This is a genomic window from Amycolatopsis sp. VC5-11 (assembly GCF_037034185.1).
In the GTDB taxonomy this organism is placed as follows: Bacteria; Actinomycetota; Actinomycetes; order Mycobacteriales; family Pseudonocardiaceae; genus Amycolatopsis; species Amycolatopsis nivea.
In genome coordinates, this window is record NZ_JBAGKF010000016.1 from 185,846 (window position 1) to 200,408 (window position 14,563).

17 protein-coding genes are annotated in these 14,563 nt (G+C 68.3%); 7 read left to right on the forward strand and 10 right to left on the reverse strand.

What is annotated here, in order from left to right:
• The first annotated feature begins 36 nt into the window (after positions 1 to 36).
• From WA670_RS35115 to WA670_RS35125, 3 genes are all read left to right on the forward strand, one after another.
• Positions 37 to 825 carry a carbohydrate ABC transporter permease gene (locus WA670_RS35115; protein ID WP_037716491.1) on the forward strand — a complete coding sequence of 263 codons (789 nt, stop codon included), beginning with the start codon at positions 37 to 39 and terminating at the stop codon, positions 823 to 825.
• A gap of 12 nt (positions 826 to 837) precedes the next feature.
• Positions 838 to 1,920: an ABC transporter ATP-binding protein gene (locus WA670_RS35120; protein ID WP_134732514.1), complete on the forward strand. Its 1,083-nt coding sequence runs from the start codon at positions 838 to 840 to the stop codon at positions 1,918 to 1,920.
• Positions 1,921 to 2,047: 127 nt separating this feature from the next.
• Entirely contained in the window at positions 2,048 to 2,617 is a 570-nt protein-coding gene (locus WA670_RS35125) for a DUF3995 domain-containing protein (RefSeq protein WP_336160530.1), read from the forward strand.
• Position 2,618: 1 nt separating this feature from the next.
• Here the strand turns inward: WA670_RS35125 and WA670_RS35130 are convergent, their stop codons facing one another.
• Positions 2,619 to 3,203, reverse strand: a complete 585-nt coding sequence (locus WA670_RS35130; RefSeq protein ID WP_336160531.1) for a TetR/AcrR family transcriptional regulator — start codon at positions 3,201 to 3,203, stop codon at positions 2,619 to 2,621.
• A 51-nt stretch (positions 3,204 to 3,254) separates the two neighbouring features.
• Here WA670_RS35130 and WA670_RS35135 point away from each other — a divergent pair, with 51 nt between their 5' ends.
• Positions 3,255 to 4,058, forward strand: a complete 804-nt coding sequence (locus tag WA670_RS35135) for a class I SAM-dependent methyltransferase (protein ID WP_078870581.1) — start codon at positions 3,255 to 3,257, stop codon at positions 4,056 to 4,058.
• Between the two features lie 38 nt (positions 4,059 to 4,096).
• Here WA670_RS35135 and WA670_RS35140 read toward each other — a convergent pair whose 3' ends face one another.
• The 3 genes from WA670_RS35140 to WA670_RS35150 are packed head-to-tail and all read right to left on the reverse strand — an operon-like array spanning position 4,097 to position 6,774.
• Positions 4,097 to 4,291: a ferredoxin gene (locus WA670_RS35140; RefSeq protein ID WP_037356317.1), complete on the reverse strand. Its 195-nt coding sequence runs from the start codon at positions 4,289 to 4,291 to the stop codon at positions 4,097 to 4,099.
• Positions 4,292 to 4,331: 40 nt separating this feature from the next.
• Positions 4,332 to 5,537 carry a cytochrome P450 gene (locus WA670_RS35145; protein WP_037816114.1) on the reverse strand — a complete coding sequence of 402 codons (1,206 nt, stop codon included), beginning with the start codon at positions 5,535 to 5,537 and terminating at the stop codon, positions 4,332 to 4,334.
• A gap of 10 nt (positions 5,538 to 5,547) precedes the next feature.
• Positions 5,548 to 6,774 carry a cytochrome P450 gene (locus tag WA670_RS35150; RefSeq protein ID WP_336160536.1) on the reverse strand — a complete coding sequence of 409 codons (1,227 nt, stop codon included), beginning with the start codon at positions 6,772 to 6,774 and terminating at the stop codon, positions 5,548 to 5,550.
• Between the two features lie 205 nt (positions 6,775 to 6,979).
• On the opposite strand from WA670_RS35150, the gene WA670_RS35155 reads away from it, so the two are divergent.
• A complete protein-coding gene (locus WA670_RS35155) occupies positions 6,980 to 7,612 on the forward strand; it encodes a TetR/AcrR family transcriptional regulator (protein ID WP_037816112.1) in 633 nt (210 codons plus the stop codon).
• Between the two features lie 141 nt (positions 7,613 to 7,753).
• Positions 7,754 to 8,290 carry a DUF4232 domain-containing protein gene (locus WA670_RS35160; RefSeq protein WP_275291734.1) on the forward strand — a complete coding sequence of 179 codons (537 nt, stop codon included), beginning with the start codon at positions 7,754 to 7,756 and terminating at the stop codon, positions 8,288 to 8,290.
• An 11-nt stretch (positions 8,291 to 8,301) separates the two neighbouring features.
• Here the strand turns inward: WA670_RS35160 and WA670_RS35165 are convergent, their stop codons facing one another.
• The 6 genes from WA670_RS35165 to WA670_RS35190 all read right to left on the reverse strand — a co-directional run bounded on the left by WA670_RS35165 (position 8,302) and on the right by WA670_RS35190 (position 14,008).
• A complete protein-coding gene (locus WA670_RS35165; RefSeq protein ID WP_134732524.1) occupies positions 8,302 to 9,150 on the reverse strand; it encodes a helix-turn-helix domain-containing protein in 849 nt (282 codons plus the stop codon).
• Positions 9,151 to 9,290: 140 nt separating this feature from the next.
• Positions 9,291 to 9,530 carry a hypothetical protein gene (locus tag WA670_RS35170; RefSeq protein WP_037816108.1) on the reverse strand — a complete coding sequence of 80 codons (240 nt, stop codon included), beginning with the start codon at positions 9,528 to 9,530 and terminating at the stop codon, positions 9,291 to 9,293.
• A gap of 441 nt (positions 9,531 to 9,971) precedes the next feature.
• On the reverse strand, positions 9,972 to 10,838 hold the full coding sequence (locus WA670_RS35175; RefSeq protein ID WP_336160538.1) for an aldehyde dehydrogenase family protein: 867 nt from the start codon (positions 10,836 to 10,838) through the stop codon (positions 9,972 to 9,974).
• Positions 10,831 to 12,264: an aldehyde dehydrogenase family protein gene (locus WA670_RS35180; RefSeq protein WP_037816105.1), complete on the reverse strand. Its 1,434-nt coding sequence runs from the start codon at positions 12,262 to 12,264 to the stop codon at positions 10,831 to 10,833. The genes WA670_RS35175 and WA670_RS35180 overlap by 8 nt, the downstream gene beginning before the upstream one ends.
• A 1-nt stretch (position 12,265) precedes the next feature.
• Positions 12,266 to 13,240, reverse strand: coding sequence for a deoxyribose-phosphate aldolase (gene deoC, locus WA670_RS35185; protein ID WP_336160541.1), 975 nt, complete (start codon positions 13,238 to 13,240; stop codon positions 12,266 to 12,268).
• 135 nt (positions 13,241 to 13,375) lie between these two features.
• Positions 13,376 to 14,008, reverse strand: coding sequence for a DUF1707 SHOCT-like domain-containing protein (locus tag WA670_RS35190; protein ID WP_051172616.1), 633 nt, complete (start codon positions 14,006 to 14,008; stop codon positions 13,376 to 13,378).
• Positions 14,009 to 14,113: 105 nt separating this feature from the next.
• Here WA670_RS35190 and WA670_RS35195 point away from each other — a divergent pair, with 105 nt between their 5' ends.
• Positions 14,114 to 14,557, forward strand: coding sequence for a protein-tyrosine phosphatase family protein (locus tag WA670_RS35195; RefSeq protein WP_336160542.1), 444 nt, complete (start codon positions 14,114 to 14,116; stop codon positions 14,555 to 14,557).
• The last annotated feature ends 6 nt before the right edge of the window (positions 14,558 to 14,563 follow it).

Genomic DNA, 14,563 nt, shown 5'->3' on the forward strand with positions numbered 1-14,563 from the left:
CGTCGCCGGACCAAACGCCGCTATGGCCCCGGCACGCTGACCGTCGCGACCTGGATCATCGCGATCCTGTTCGTTTTCCCGCTGCTGTGGATGATCCTCACCGCGTTCAAGCAGGAGAACGACGCCTACACCGATCCGCCGAAGCTGTTCTTCACCCCGACGTTCGACCAGATCTCGAACGTCCTCAACAGCGGTTTCCTGCCGTACCTGGGAAATTCGGCGTTCGTCACGGTGATTTCGACGCTGCTCGTGCTGCTGCTGGGAATCCCGGCCGCGTACGCGCTGTCGCTGGCCCCGGTCAAGGGAACGAAGAACGCGCTGGGCTTCTTCCTGTCGACCAAGATGCTGCCGATCGTGGCCGCGATCATCCCGCTGTACGTGATCTCGCAGAACACCAACCTGCTGGACACGGTGTGGGCGCTGATCATCCTGTACACCGCGATGAACCTGCCGCTCGCGATCTGGATGATGCGGTCGTTCTTCCTGGAAGTCCCCGGCGAAATGATCGAGGCGGCGCGGATCGACGGGGCGAACCTGCCGACGTTGCTGCGCAAGATCATCATGCCGGTGGTCGCGCCCGGGATCGCCGCGACCGCGCTGATCTGCGTGATCTTCTCCTGGACGGAGTTCTTCTACGCGGTCAACCTCACCGCCGCCCGGGCCGGCACGGTGCCGGTGTTCCTGGTCGGCTTCATCACCAGCGAGGGCCTGTACTGGGCCCAGCTGTCCGCCGCCGCGCTGCTGGCCTCGCTGCCGGTGATGATCGTCGGCTGGATCGCGCAGAACCACCTGGTGCGCGGCCTGTCCATGGGCGCTGTGAAGTAAGGGAGAACGCAGATGTCCGCTGAAGTGATTTACGACCAGGCGTCGCGTGTCTACCCCGGCAACCCGGGCGTCCGCGCGGTCGACCAGTTGAGCCTCGATGTGCCGGACGGCGAATTTCTCGTGCTCGTCGGCCCGTCCGGATCGGGCAAGTCGACCGCGCTGCGGATGCTCGCCGGGCTGGAGGACGTCAACGAGGGCGCGATCCGGATCGGCGACCGCGACGTCACCGACCTGCCGCCGAAGGACCGGGACATCGCGATGGTGTTCCAGTCCTACGCGCTGTACCCGCACATGACGGTCGCCGACAACATGGGTTTCGCGTTGAAATTGCGCGGTTTCTCGGCGGCCGACATCAAGAAGCGGGTGGACGAGGCCGCCAAGATGCTGGACCTGTCGCGGTTCCTCGACCGCAAACCGAAGGCGTTGTCCGGCGGGCAGCGGCAGCGAGTCGCGATGGGCCGGGCGATCGTGCGCGAGCCGAGCGTGTTCCTGATGGACGAGCCACTGTCCAATCTGGACGCGAAATTGCGCGTGGAAACCCGCGCCAACATCGCGAAACTCCAGCAACGGCTCGGCACGACGACCATCTACGTGACCCACGACCAGGTCGAAGCCATGACGATGGGCGACCGGGTGGCCGTGCTGAAGGACGGCGTGCTGCAGCAATGCGCGTCGCCGCGGTCGCTGTACGAGAAGCCGGAGAACTCGTTCGTGGCCGGGTTCATCGGATCGCCGGCGATGAACCTGGCGACGCTGCCGTTGACCGACGGCGGCGTGCAGCTAGGCGACCTCGTGGTGCCGCTGCCCACTGAGGTGCGGACCGCGGCAGCTGGGCTGTCGGAGATCGTCTTCGGCATCCGGCCGGAGTCGCTGCGCCTGGTCGGCGAGGCCGACGACGGTTTCGAGCTGGTGGTGGAACTCGTCGAGGAACTGGGCGCGGACGCGTACCTGCACGGCAAGGTCGGCGACGACCGGTTCGTGGTCCGGGTCGACGGCCGGACGCCGCCGCGGATCGGCGACAACGTCCGGGTGGCGCTGCGCGGCGAGGGCGAGACGCACGCGTTCGATCCGAAGACGACGCTGCGGCTGGGCTGAACGGCTCGTGAGCGTTCATGCCGGTTAGCACCGGCATGAACACTCACGACCCGCCTACCTCTCACGGGGGAGACGCTTCCCCCTCGCGCCGGATCCTCTCCGCCGCGCCCCGGGCGACGCTTGACGCATGACGCTGAAGCAAGCCGAGTTGCGCAAATGGCCGGGTTGCGCCGCCGCGGTGTGGGGTCTCTTGTTCGCGATCCCCAGCTTCGTCTGGGCGACCGGCAGTACGTTCGGCGCGCAGTCGACGGTGTCGCCGTCGCTGGTGAAGCTCGCGCAGGACCGGGTGCCGTGGTTTGTGGCCGTGCTGGTGATCACCGGACTGCTGAAGGTTTTCGGCGCGATGGTCGGCGTCAGTCTGACGCGGCCGCGCGGCCGGTGGCTCAGCCGGACGATGGTGTTCTGCGGCGGTGGCGCCGCGATTCTGCTGACCTGGCACGGCGGGCTGTTCGTCGTACAGGGCGTGCTGGTGAAGACCGGAGCCGTGGCGGTCGATCCAGAGCTTTCCAACCTGGTCGGTTGGTATCTCTACCTCTGGGGACCGTGGTTCATCGTCGGCGGTATCGCGTTCGCGGTGGCGGCCGCGCGGTATGTCGTGGCCCGCGATGACCGACGCGCGCTGACGCGGTACGGAGTGGTCGGCGCGCTCGGTGCGTTGGCGCTGTCGGTGGCTGCGGTCGCGACGGGCATCGGGTGAGTCAGCGGAGGGCGCCAGCGAGGACCGTGCTCGTCATCTGGCGAACGGCTTCCTCGCTGGGCGGTTCTCCGGTGCGATCCGCGAAGAGCAGGTGCCCGGCTCCGATGAGCGTCGGGGCCAGTGTCTTCACATCGGCATCTGGCGCGATCCGGCCGAGTTCTTGTTCTGCGGCAAGGTAATTCGCCAGGACGTGCGCCGCGTCCGTCGCCAGCGGAATCCCCGGACCCGGCCGCGCTGCCCGGAGCCGGTGCCGCAGTTCGTCGCGGAAGGTGATCAGCGCGACGATCGACACCGCGACCGACGAGAAGACCTCGGTGAGCACCTCGGCCACCGTTTCGACCACGTCGCCGGTCCCGGCGTGCAGGTCCTCCGCGCGGGCTTCGAGGCGATGGATCCGGTCGAGCACCAGCGCGGCGAGGAACGCGTCGAAATCCTCGAAATGCCGGTGCAGCACGCCCTTCGCGCAATCCGCCTCGGTGGTGACGGCGCGACTGGTGAGTCCGCTCGGTCCTTCGCGCAGCAAAACCCGTTCCGCGGCGTCGAAAAGCTGAGCGCGAACGTCGCGGAGATGGATCCCGGTGGGCACCTTGGCGGTCCTTCCTAGCCATAGTGGGCGCTTGCCCACTATGGTGGGCACATGCCCACTTTACCTCGTCCCGAACCGCATCAGCACCGGACCATGGCGGAGTCGTTCGGCGTCGATCCCGAGCGCTACGACCGGGCCCGCCCGCGTTACCCGGACGAACTGGTGACCGCCGTCCTCGCCGCCAGCCCAGGGAAGGACCTGCTCAACGTCGGGTGCGGCACCGGCATCGAGGGGCGGCAATTCCACGCCCGCGGCGCCGTCGTGCTCGGCGTCGAGCCGGACGCGCGGATGGCGGAGTTCGCCCGGCGCGCTTTCCCAGTCGAGGTCGCGAAATTCGAGGATTGGGACCCGGCCGGGCGGACGTTCGACGCCCTCGTGTCCGGGCAGGCGTGGCACTGGGTCGACCCGGCCGCAGGAGCCGCGAAAGCCGCGCAGGTGCTCCGCCCCGGCGGCCGGTTCGTCGCGTTCTGGCACGTGTTCATGCCGCCGGAAGAAATTTCCCTGGCACTGGCGGACGCGTTGCGCCGGGCGATGCCGGATTCGCCGTTCAGCGGCAACTACCTGAAAAAACCCAGCGCCGACGCCTACCAGCCGATGCTCGACAAAGCCGCGGACGGACTGGCCGCGACCGGCGCGTTCGGCGAGGCGGAGAACTGGCATTACGCCTGGACGCAGGACTACCGCCGCGACGAATGGCTGGACCTGCTCGCCACGCAGGGCGGCGTCACCGTGGCGACGCCGGAGCAGCGCGACCGGATCCTGGCTGAGGTCGGCGCGGCGATCGACGCGCGTGGCGGCCACCTGACGACGAATTACTCGACCGCCGCGGTGACCGCCGTCCGTCTTGCCGCGTGAAAGGCCGGTCCCCGGCGCGAAACCGGGGACCGGTCAGGTCACTCCTCCAGCGAAAGCGCTTGGCTCGGGCAGATGTTCACGGCCTCGCGCGCCTTCTCGACCAGTTCGCCGTCCGGGGTGTCGTTGAGGACGATGACCGTGCCGTCGTCCTCGCTCTGGTCGAACAGCGCGGGCTCGGTGAGCACGCACTGGCCGGCGCCGACGCACTTGCCGGTGTCCGCGATGATCTTCATGATGGCCTCTTCCTGGCTTGTGGTGGGAGCACTCTGATCTCTACCAGGTCACTGGCAACTGGTACAGGCCGAAGATCGTGGCATCCTTCTTCACCGGCAACTCGTCGGCCGGGACCGTGCACGTGAGCGTCGGAACGCGGCGGAACAGCGTGTCGAAGACGATCTGCAGTTCCATCCGCGCGAGGTTCTGGCCGAGGCATTGGTGCGGTCCGAACCCGAACGCGACGTGGTGGCGCGCGCCGCGTTCGAGGTCGAGCTTCTCCGGGCTCTCGAACACGTCCGGGTCCCAGTTCGCGGCGTAGCCCAGCACGAGCACGCCCTCGCCCGCCTTGATCGTGACGCCGCCGATCTCGACGTCCTCGGTCGCGACCCGCGCGGTCGCGCCTTCGACGATCGTGAAGTAGCGCAACAGTTCCTCGACCGCGAGCAGCGTCTTGCCCGGATCGGCCTCGATCGTCGCGCGCTGCCCGGGGTTCTCCAGCAGCCCGATGGTGCCGAGCGAGATCATGTTCGCGGTGGTCTCGTGCCCGGCGACCAGCAGCAGGAACGCCAGCCCGATCATCGCGTCGTGGTCGTAATTGCCTTCCTCGCGGCGTTTGACGATCTGCCTGCCGAGCAGGTCGTCGGTCGGGTCCTTCTCCTTCGCCGCGACCAGGCCGCTGAGGTACGCGCGCAGTTCCTCGGACGCCTTCTTGCGGTCCTCGACGCTGGTGCTGCGCCGGATGAGCGCCATGGTGCGCTCTTGGAAGTAGTCGTGATCGGCGTACGGGACGCCGAGCAGCTCGCAGATCACCAGCGACGGCACCGGCAGCGACAGCTTTTCCACCAGGTCCGCCGGTTTCGGCCCGGCGAGCAGTTCGTCGATCAGGCCGTCGACGATCTCCTGGATCCGCGGCCGCATCGCCTCGACCCGCTTCACGGTGAACTCGCCGAGCACCTCCCGGCGGGCCTCGCCGTGCTCGGGCGCGTCCATCCCGATCATGGCTTTCTGCTTGGCGTTGGTGAGGATCGCGGCCCCGCCCTCGGCCAGGAACGGGAAATTGGGCAGGAACCGGTCGGAGGAGAACCGGCGGTCGCCGAGGATCTGCCGTGCTTCCTCGTGCCGCGAGGCGACCCAAGCCTCTTTGCCGCCGGGGATCTGCACGCGGGTGAGTGCGCTCTGCTCGCGCATCCGGACGTACTGCTCCGGCTGGGTGAACGGGCAGGTCCGGGCGACCGGCATGCGGAGTTCTTCAGTGGCAGTCATCGTTTCCCCCTCACCAGGTCACCGGGAGGCAGTAGAGCCCGAAGACGCCGGAGTCGTGTTTGAACGGCAACTGGTCGACCGGCGCGGCGAGCCGCAGCGTCGGAATACGGCGGAACAACGTGTCGAAGACGATCTGCAGTTCCATCCGCGCGAGGTTCTGGCCGAGGCACTGGTGCGCGCCGAAGCCGAACGCGACGTGGTGCCTGCCGCCGCGGGTGATGTCGAGCCGCTCGGGCTCGGGGAACACTTCAGGGTCGAAGTTGGCGGCGTAGCTCAGGCCGAGGACGCCTTCTCCGGCCTTGATGGTGACGCCCGCGATGTCCACGTCTTCGAGGGCGACGCGGGTGGTGGCGAACTCCGCGATGGTGAAGTAGCGCAGCAATTCCTCGACGGCGTCGAGGGTTTTGCCCGGATCCTCCTTGATCGCGGCGAGCGCGTCCGGGTTCTCCAGCAACGCGACGGTGCCGAGCGAAATCATGTTCGCGGTGGTCTCGTGCCCGGCGATGAGCAGCAGGAAGGCGAGCGACACGAGGTCGTCGTGGTCGTAGTTGCCTTCCTCGCGCTTCTTCGCGATCTGGCGGCTGAGCAAATCGTCCGCCGGTGCGGTTTCCTTCTTGAAAACCAGCTCGGACAGGTAATTCTGCATCGCTTCGACGGACTTGCTGCGTTCCTCGAAGCCTGTTTCGCGGTTGAGGAGCCGTGAACTGTGCGTCTGGAAGAAGTCGTGGTCGGAGTACGGGACGCCGAGCTGCTCGCAGATCACCAGCGACGGCACCGGAAGCGACAGCGCGGACACCAGGTCGGCGGGCTTGTCGCCGGCCAGCATCGCGTCGATGTGCTGGTCCACGATCTCCTGGATGCGCGGCTGCAACGCCTTCATCCGCTTGACGGTGAACTCGCCGACGACGCTGCGCCGGGCCGGGCCGTGTTCCGGCGCGTCCATCGCGATCAGCGACGGGCGCAGCCTCGGACGGCGCTGCTGGCCGTCCTTGAACAGGACCGGGAAGCCCGGATTGAAGCGGTCCGAGCTGAACCGCGGGTCGTTCAGCATCGCCCGCAGGTCCTCGTGCCGGTTGAGCACCCAGGCGCGCTGGCCGGTGTGCTCGAGCTCGACGTAGTGCGCGCGAGCGTCGCGGAACCGGTCGTACTCCGGCGGCGGCGCGAACGGGCAGGTGCGCTTCATCGGGAACGCGGCCTGCTCCGGCTGGGTGCGGCTGGGCTGGGCGACTTCGGTCATCTGAACCCCCTGTGGTGGGTTTGCCCCGTTACGGAATGAATGTGGAGGATTACATTCCGGTTCACTGCCCAAGGTACCGAAGTGGAGGATCGCCGTCCACTAGCAACGGGGTGACAATTGCTGTCCGCCCCGGGTTGCCGGCACGTTTGCGCAGCTGGTCCGGCGTGCGAGAATGCGCGCCAACCGGGAAAAGGGAAGGCCGGGTATGAGTGCAGACCCCGAGACGCCGCTGCGGGCGGACGCGCAACGCAACCGCGACCAGATCATCGCCGCGGCTCGCGTCATCTTCGCCAGCCACGGTCCCGAGGTCCCGATGGAGGAGATCGCGCGCGCGGCCGGCGTCGGCGTCGGCACCCTCTACCGGCGCTTCCCGGATCGCGACGCGCTCATCCGCGCGGTGGCGGTGGACAATTTCGCGGGCGTGCTGGACAGCGCCCGGCGGCTGTCGGTGGAAGCGCCGACGGCGTGGGAAGCGTTGGTGCAGTTGCTGTATCACGGCGCGGAACTGCAGTTGTCGATGCAATTGGCCATGTTGTCGCAGCGAGCGCACGAAATTCTCAAGGACGACCCCGAGGTCGCGCACCTGCGCGAAGCGGTGCTGCTCGAGGTCGAAGGGCTGGTCGACCGGGCGCAGGCCGAGGGGACGCTGCGCAAGGACGTGGGCGCGGGAGACGTCGCGGTGCTGTTCGCCCGGCTGATCCGGCAGCTGCCCGCGCACCGGTTGAAATCGCCGGAGATGGCTACAGCCCGCAACATCGCGATCATGATCGACGGCCTGCGCGCCGGTCCGGCCACCACGCTGCCGGGGCGGCCGATCGACAAGGAAGACTTGCTCTGACCGCTTCTTCGGACGCGACGGGACGATCGGGGTTGCTCCGGCGGGGGTGATCTCACAACGGGCCATCGAGTCGCGGGCGGGGACGTCTTATCTCGTGAAAGCCGGTGCGGAGCCGCCGGAAAACGCGAGAGGGGACGAACAATGAAGAACATCCGCCGAATTGCCGTCGCAGTCGCCGTCGCCGGAGGCGCGGCCGCGGTCTTCGCCGGTACGGCCAGTGCCACGACCACGGAGTCGTCGGCGCTTCCGTGCACCGCGAACCAGTTCAGCACCAAGCTCGTCTACGGCGGGGCCGGCGCGGGCCAGCGCAACGCCGCGATGCAGTTCACCGCGAACCAGGGCGAGCGGTGCGTCCTGTCCGGCCGGGCCGACGTCGACCTGGTCGGCGCGCACAACGTCCTGGTCAACAACGAGGCTCCGGCCGACGCGCCGCCGGTGCTGATCGCGAACGGTTCGTCGGCGTACGTGCCGCTGCACTGGACCGCGATCGGCTCCGACGACGAGCAGCAGACGCCGAACGCGCTGACCATGACCGCCCCGGCCGCCTCCAACCCGCACGGCGACCCGATCGACCCGAACGTGACGGTGGACTGGACCTTCGGTGCGGTGGACGCCGGCGCCGACAGCCACACCATCGACGTCGGCGCGGTCACGGCTGGCGAAGCGCCTGCGGTGTAAGGGATTCAGCGTCAGCCGGGCGGGGCTGCGCGGGTGAGCGAGTCGAGCACCCGCAGCAGCACCGCCCTGGCGGCGTCGCCCTCGGCCGCGACTGTCCACAGTAGATCCGCGACCTCGTGGTACGGGTCGACGTCGCTCGCGATGTGCTCGCCCTCGGGGGTTTCGACCATCGCGACGTCGTCGACGACCCAGAAGTCCGAGGTGACCGGGTAGGGCACGACGACGTCCGCGGGGATGATGCCGAAGCGGATGTTGGGAGTGCCGAGCAGTGCGAGCAGCTTGTGCACCTGCCCGATCATCACCTCGCGCGGCGCGTTCGGATAGCGCAGCGCCGCCTCGGAGGTGAGCAGTTCGATGGTCCGGCCGGGTTCGTAGAGGATCTGCTGGCGCTGCATCCGCGCCCGGACGGCTTCGGTGATGTCCTGTCCGCCGCCGTGGATCCGGGAGTGGGCGAGCAGCGTATGCCGCGCGTACTCCGGGGTTTGCAGTAATCCGGAGACAATTCGGAGATCTACCGCCCGAATTCGTAGCGCCCTGGCCTCTCGGGCAATGGATTCCTCTTGCCGGGCGCGGTGTCCGTCGCGGACTTTGTCTTTCCAGCTGGCGTGCGCGTCGCGGACCTCGACCAATTGCTCGCGCAGTTCCGCGGCCAGCTCCGGCGGCCCGCCGACGGCGGCGACCCAGGCGTCGAGGTCGTCGTCGCCGACGGTCTGCCTGCCGTTTTCGATCTTGCTGACCTTGGGCGCGTTCCAGCCGATGGCCCTGGCGAAATCCTTTCCGGTCTCGTAGCCCGCGTCGACCCGGAGCCGGCGCAGGCGATCGCCAAGCTCTGCCCGGCGTTTCTCGAAACTGGTAGGCACTCGCCCTCGCTATCGCATGCGGAATTCCTCGAACCCGATGGCATCTTCCCACACCTGGGGTCGAGTTTCGAGAAATCCTGGGCGACTAGTGCGTCTGAATCGCCGGGCTGCCCTTGCCTCGTCTGCGCCGGTCGTCGTGCTCAGGCTTCCTGCGGGAAGAACTTGAGCAGGCCGGCGGGGATTTCGACGGCCGTCTCGGTGTCGGGCATGCCGCGTTCGTGCAGTTGCCGCAACGCCTGCTCGTCGGTGACCCGGTATCCCTGGACGACGTACGTGCCGCGGTTGGTGCGATAAGCGTTGGGGCAGTTGCCGCCCGCGCTGGTGGTGCCGAGGAACTCGAGGGCAAGTGCTTCTTCGGACTGGGCGGGATGCGGGGTCATGCGGAGTCCTCCTGACGTGCTGGCGGCGCCTGTACCGGACACGGGGTTGTCGAAATTTCCCCAATGGCACATGTTGGCAGAGAATTTCGCGAAAGGATAGGGTTGTGGCGCGAAATGTTGGGGTCCGGTGATGGTCGTTCAGGCAAGTTCGGCGAGCGTCAGGGCGAGCGCGTCGACGAGGTGGGAGCGGGTGCCGGAGTAGACGTTTGATCTGCGGCCCGCCGACCTCGTCCGGGCTGACGAGCACGCGTCCACGTCCGGTGAGGTCGATCGCGGACAAGCGCTGGCCGACGATTCGGCGAGTTCGAGAGCTTCGGGCAGCCGCGGACTGAGCGCGCCCAACCCCAGTGCAAGCCTGCCCGCTGCGCAGTTTTTCGAATAGCCGCAAACAAAACCGCCGTTCCGGGGTAACCGGAACGGCGGTCTCGGTGAGCTCGAACGTCAGACGCCCATGGGGTGCCAGACGGTTTTCGCTTCCAGGTACCGACGCAGGCGGGACAGGTCGGGTTCGGTTGTCCAGTCTGGTTCGGCGTCGGGGACGGACAGGACGCGTTTCACCGTTCCGGCGGCTTCCTGGGCCAGGGTGACGCGGTCCTCGGGGGTCGCGCCGGTCGGGTCGAGGGCGTTGACGTCTCCGTGCGAGGCCAGCCAGGGGCCCAGTTCCGCGGCGTGGCCGGTGAGGATGTTCGCGACGCCGCCGGGGACGTCGGAGGTGGCCAGGACCTCGGACAAGGTGATGGCGGGCAGGGGGCGGTCCGCGCTGGAGACCAGGACTGCTGTCGAGCCGGTGGCCAGGACGGGGGCCAGGACGGTCACCAGACCCAGCAAACTCGACTCTTGTGGCGCGAGGACGCCCACGACCCCGGTGGGTTCGGGCGTGGTGAAGGAGAAGTACGGCCCGGCGACCGGGTTGGCGGCGCCAAGGACCGAGGCGATCTTGTCGGTCCAGCCCGCGTACCAGACCCAGCGGTCGATGGCGGCGTCCACAAGGGACTCGGCCTTTTTCGCGGCGACGCCCTCGCAAGCGGCTACCTCGGCGGCGAACTGGGCGCGGCGGCCCTCCATCACCTCAGCGACGCGATAGAGCACCTGGCCGCGGTTGTATGCAGTTGCCGACGACCAACCGGGGAACGCCTTGCGGGCGGCGGACACCGCGTCGCGCAGGTCCTTGCGGGACGCGTGGGCCGCGTTGGCCAGGAAGGCGCCCTTGGCGTCGGTGACGGGGTAGACCCGGCCCGATTCCGAGCGCGGGAATTTGCCGCCGAGGTAAAGCTTGTAGGTTTTGGCGACGGAAATCCGGTCAGACATTGAGGTAGGCCTCCAAACCGGTGCGTCCGCCCTCGCGGCCGAAACCGGACTCCTGGTAGCCGCCGAACGGGGCGGCGGGGTCGAAGCGGTTGAACGTGTTGGCCCAGACAACGCCTGCCCGGAGCTGGTTCGCCATCCACAGAATGCGCGAACCCTTCTCGGTCCAGATGCCCGCGGACAAGCCGTACGGCGTGTTGTTCGCCTTCGCCACGGCCTCCTCCGGGGTGCGGAAGGTGAGAACCGACAGCACCGGGCCGAAGATCTCCTCGCGGGCGATCCGCATCGACTGGTGGACCTCGGAGAACACCGTCGGCGCGAAGAAGAATCCGCGGTCCGGCACCGGGCACGGGCTGGTCCAGCGCTGCGCGCCTTCCGCGTCGCCGGATTCGACGAGGCCGCGGATCTTCGCCAGCTGCTCGGCCGAGTTGATCGCGCCGAGGTCGGTGTTCTTGTCCAGCGGGTCGCCCAGCCGCAGCGTCGAGACGCGGTACCGGAGCTTCTCCAGCACCTCTTCGGCGACCGATTCCTGCACCAGCAGCCGCGAACCCGCGCAGCAGACGTGGCCCTGGTTGAAGAAGATCCCGTTGACGATCCCCTCCACTGCCTGGTCCAGCGGGGCGTCGTCGAACACGACGTTCGCCGCCTTGCCGCCGAGTTCCAGGGTCAGCTTCTTGCGGGTGCCCGCGACGGTGCGCTGGATCAGCTTGCCGACCTCGGTGGAGCCGGTGAACGCGATCTTGTCGACGTCCGGATGCTCCACAATGGACGCTCCGATGTCACCGGCTCCCGGCAGGATGTTCACCACGCCCGGCGGCAGTTCGGCCTGCTGGCAGATCTCGGCGAACACCAGCGCGGTCAGCGGCGTGGTCTCGGCCGGCTTCAGCACGACGGTGTTGCCGGTAGCCAGCGCGGGCGCGATCTTCCACGCCAGCATCAGCAGCGGGAAGTTCCACGGGATCACCTGGCCCGCGACGCCGAGCGGCTTCGGGTCCGGGCCGTAGCCCGCGTAGCCGAGCTTGTCCGCCCAGCCCGCGTGGTAGAAGAAATGCGCGGCCGCGGTGGGCACGTCGGAATCGCGCGACTCCTTGATCGGCTTCCCGTTGTCCAGCGTCTCCAGCACCGCCAGCTCGCGCGAGCGTTCCTGGATCAGCCGCGCGATGCGGAACAGGTACTTCGCCCGCTCGGCGCCCGGCATTTTCGACCAGACCGACGTGTACGCCTTGCGCGCGGCCTTCACCGCGGTGTCCACATCGGACTCCGACGCGGTGCCGACCTCGGCGAGGATCTCCTCGGTGGCCGGGTTGACCGTCTTGAGCGGCTCGCCGGAACCGTCGACGAACTCGCCATTGATGAACGGCTTGTACTGCTCTTTCAGATTGGCCAGAGCGCGAGATTCCGGCGCGGGCGCGTATTCGAAGATGCCCATGTCAGTCCACCGTCACGTAGTCGGGGCCGCTGTAGTGGCCGTCCACCTGGGTGCGCCGCTGCAGCAGCAGGTCGTTGAGCAGGCTCGACGCGCCGAACCGGAACAGGTCCGGTGTGAGCCACTGCTCGCCCGCGACCTCGTGCACGGCGACGAGGTACTTGATCGCGTCCTTCGTCGTCCGGATCCCGCCCGCGGGCTTGACGCCGCGCAGTTCGCCGGTGCGCTCGTGCCAGTCGTGCACCGCCTGCAGCATCACGTGCGTGACCGGCAGCGTCGCGGCGGGCGACACCTTGCCGGTGGACGTCTTGATGAAGTCCCCGCCCGCCAGCAGCGCGAGCCAGGACGCGCGGCGGACGTTGTCGTACGTCGCCAGCTCGCCCGTTTCGAGGATCACCTTGAGGTGCGCCGAGCCGCAGGCCGCTTTCACGGCGCGGATCTCGTCGAACACCTCCAGATAGCGGCCCTCGAGGAATGCGCCGCGGTCGATCACCATGTCGACCTCGTCCGCGCCCGCCTCGACCGCGAGCCGGGTGTCGGCCAGCTTCACCTCGCGGCTCGTGCGGCCCGCCGGGAAACCGGTGGCGACGCTCGCCACCCGCACGCCGCTGCCCGCGAGCGCTTCGACGGCCGTCTCCACCAGATCCGGGTACACGCACACGGCCGCGACGCGCGGGCAGTCCTGCCGCTCGGGGTCCGGCCGCATCGCCTTGGCGGCGAGGCCGCGGACCTTGCCGCGCGTGTCCGCTCCTTCGAGCGTGGTCAGGTCGACCATCGACACCGCGGTGTCGATCGCCCACCGCTTGGCTTCCTTCTTGATGCTCCGGGTCGCGAGCCCTGCCGCGCGCTGCTCGACGCCGACCTGGTCGACACCGGGCAGCCCGTGCAGGAACCGCCGCAGGCTCGCTTCGTCGCGAGTGACGTCCGTCAGCGGCGACGGGGTTTCCGGCGCCGCTGCCGGGCTGGTGGTAGCTGTCATACCGCTGAGTGTAGGTGCGCGACAGCAGGCGCCGGAGCGCTCACCGGAATCTGTGGACAGCTGGTCACAGGCTCGCGGTTGTCCACAGCCGCGTGGCGTGGGCGGCGGTTTTGTCGGTGCTGTGTGCAGTCGGGTTCAGGACTCGATCTGCGGTGCGTTCAAGTCCTTGGCCGGCTTGCGGTACACGACGACGCCGCCCCAGAAGCCGAGGCCGTTGATCGTGACGGTCGGGGCGGTCGGTGGGGCAGGCGGCGCGCCGGACTTGTCCTCCAGCATGAACGCGCCCATGAAGCCGATGCCGGTGACGTTCACGTTGATGTCGTCCGGGACAGTGATCTCGATCCCGCCCATGATCGCGACCGCGGTGATCGTGCACGATTTCTCGGCGAACCGGGCGCTGCGCAGGTCGATTTCGGCACCGCCCCAGAACGCGAAGGTCGTGTGCTGCTGCGGCAGGACCCAGCTGCCCTTGCGCACGGCCCCGGACATCACGCCGATCGACACGGCGGAACCGGGATGCCCGCCGACGCGGTTGTCCGGCAGCCCGAGCGCGCGCGAAGGGACGGGCTGCAGCGAAGCCGACGCGGTGGGCGCGATCGCGGCGCTGCCCGGCAGGTCGGCGGTCACCGGTTTCAGGTCGGCGAACGTTTTCGCGGAGTAGACGCTGGAGAGCCGCTCTTCCAGCTCGTCGATGGTGATCCGGCCTTCGGACAGGGCCTGGTGCAGCACCTGCGCGACCTGCTCCCGATCGGCGTCCGACACGCGCATCTGGTCCGGGCCCGGCATGGCTGGATCTTCACTCACTTGGGAAAGCCTAGTCCTGTCGGGTCTGCGCCGGGTCCATCGAACGGTGGATAAGGGCATCATGGCGTGATGGATGCTGGGTTGACGGGGACTCTCGTGCTTCCGGACGGGGTTCGGTTGCGGGCACGCGGGCTGGGGAAGCCGAAGCCGGAAGGGGCGGATCCGGAGTTCGGGTTGTATTTGGGGTCTCGGCGGATGCGGGCCAAGTACGACGCTTCGTTGAACTGGGAGCGGAGGTGGGTGTTGTGGCCGGACTTTTTGCTGCCGCGGGATCGGGAGGGGGCTCGGCGGGAGATCCTGGGGTTGCATGCCCGGGCGGTTGCCGGGGAGGCGGTCGAGGTGGCTTGTCTTGGCGGGGTTGGGCGGACTGGGACTGTGCTGGCTTGTTTGGTGACGTTGGGCGGGGTGGGGGCTGACGAGGCGGTGGAGTGGGTTCGGCGGGAGCACCATCCGCGGGCGGTGGAGACGCCTTGGCAGCGGCGGTGGGTTGGGTGGTTTGCTGAGTCGCGGTAGGGGCGG

What these genes read in the sequence shown, in the direction of transcription:
- WA670_RS35125 (WP_336160530.1), top strand. Translation starts at nt 2,048, where the DNA reads ATGACGCTGAAGCAAGCCGAGTTGCGCAAATGGCCGGGTTGCGCCGCC.
- WA670_RS35190 (WP_051172616.1), bottom strand. Translation starts at nt 14,008, where the DNA reads ATGCGCGTGTCGGACGCCGATCGGGAGCAGGTCGCGCAGGTGCTGCAC.
- WA670_RS35145 (WP_037816114.1), bottom strand. Translation starts at nt 5,537, where the DNA reads ATGACTGCCACTGAAGAACTCCGCATGCCGGTCGCCCGGACCTGCCCG.
- WA670_RS35120 (WP_134732514.1), top strand. Translation starts at nt 838, where the DNA reads ATGTCCGCTGAAGTGATTTACGACCAGGCGTCGCGTGTCTACCCCGGC.
- WA670_RS35195 (WP_336160542.1), top strand. Translation starts at nt 14,114, where the DNA reads ATGGATGCTGGGTTGACGGGGACTCTCGTGCTTCCGGACGGGGTTCGG.
- deoC (WP_336160541.1), bottom strand. Translation starts at nt 13,240, where the DNA reads ATGACAGCTACCACCAGCCCGGCAGCGGCGCCGGAAACCCCGTCGCCG.
- WA670_RS35160 (WP_275291734.1), top strand. Translation starts at nt 7,754, where the DNA reads ATGAAGAACATCCGCCGAATTGCCGTCGCAGTCGCCGTCGCCGGAGGC.
- WA670_RS35150 (WP_336160536.1), bottom strand. Translation starts at nt 6,774, where the DNA reads ATGACCGAAGTCGCCCAGCCCAGCCGCACCCAGCCGGAGCAGGCCGCG.
- WA670_RS35135 (WP_078870581.1), top strand. Translation starts at nt 3,255, where the DNA reads ATGCCCACTTTACCTCGTCCCGAACCGCATCAGCACCGGACCATGGCG.
- WA670_RS35175 (WP_336160538.1), bottom strand. Translation starts at nt 10,838, where the DNA reads ATGTCTGACCGGATTTCCGTCGCCAAAACCTACAAGCTTTACCTCGGC.
- WA670_RS35170 (WP_037816108.1), bottom strand. Translation starts at nt 9,530, where the DNA reads ATGACCCCGCATCCCGCCCAGTCCGAAGAAGCACTTGCCCTCGAGTTC.
- WA670_RS35140 (WP_037356317.1), bottom strand. Translation starts at nt 4,291, where the DNA reads ATGAAGATCATCGCGGACACCGGCAAGTGCGTCGGCGCCGGCCAGTGC.
- WA670_RS35180 (WP_037816105.1), bottom strand. Translation starts at nt 12,264, where the DNA reads ATGGGCATCTTCGAATACGCGCCCGCGCCGGAATCTCGCGCTCTGGCC.
- WA670_RS35155 (WP_037816112.1), top strand. Translation starts at nt 6,980, where the DNA reads ATGAGTGCAGACCCCGAGACGCCGCTGCGGGCGGACGCGCAACGCAAC.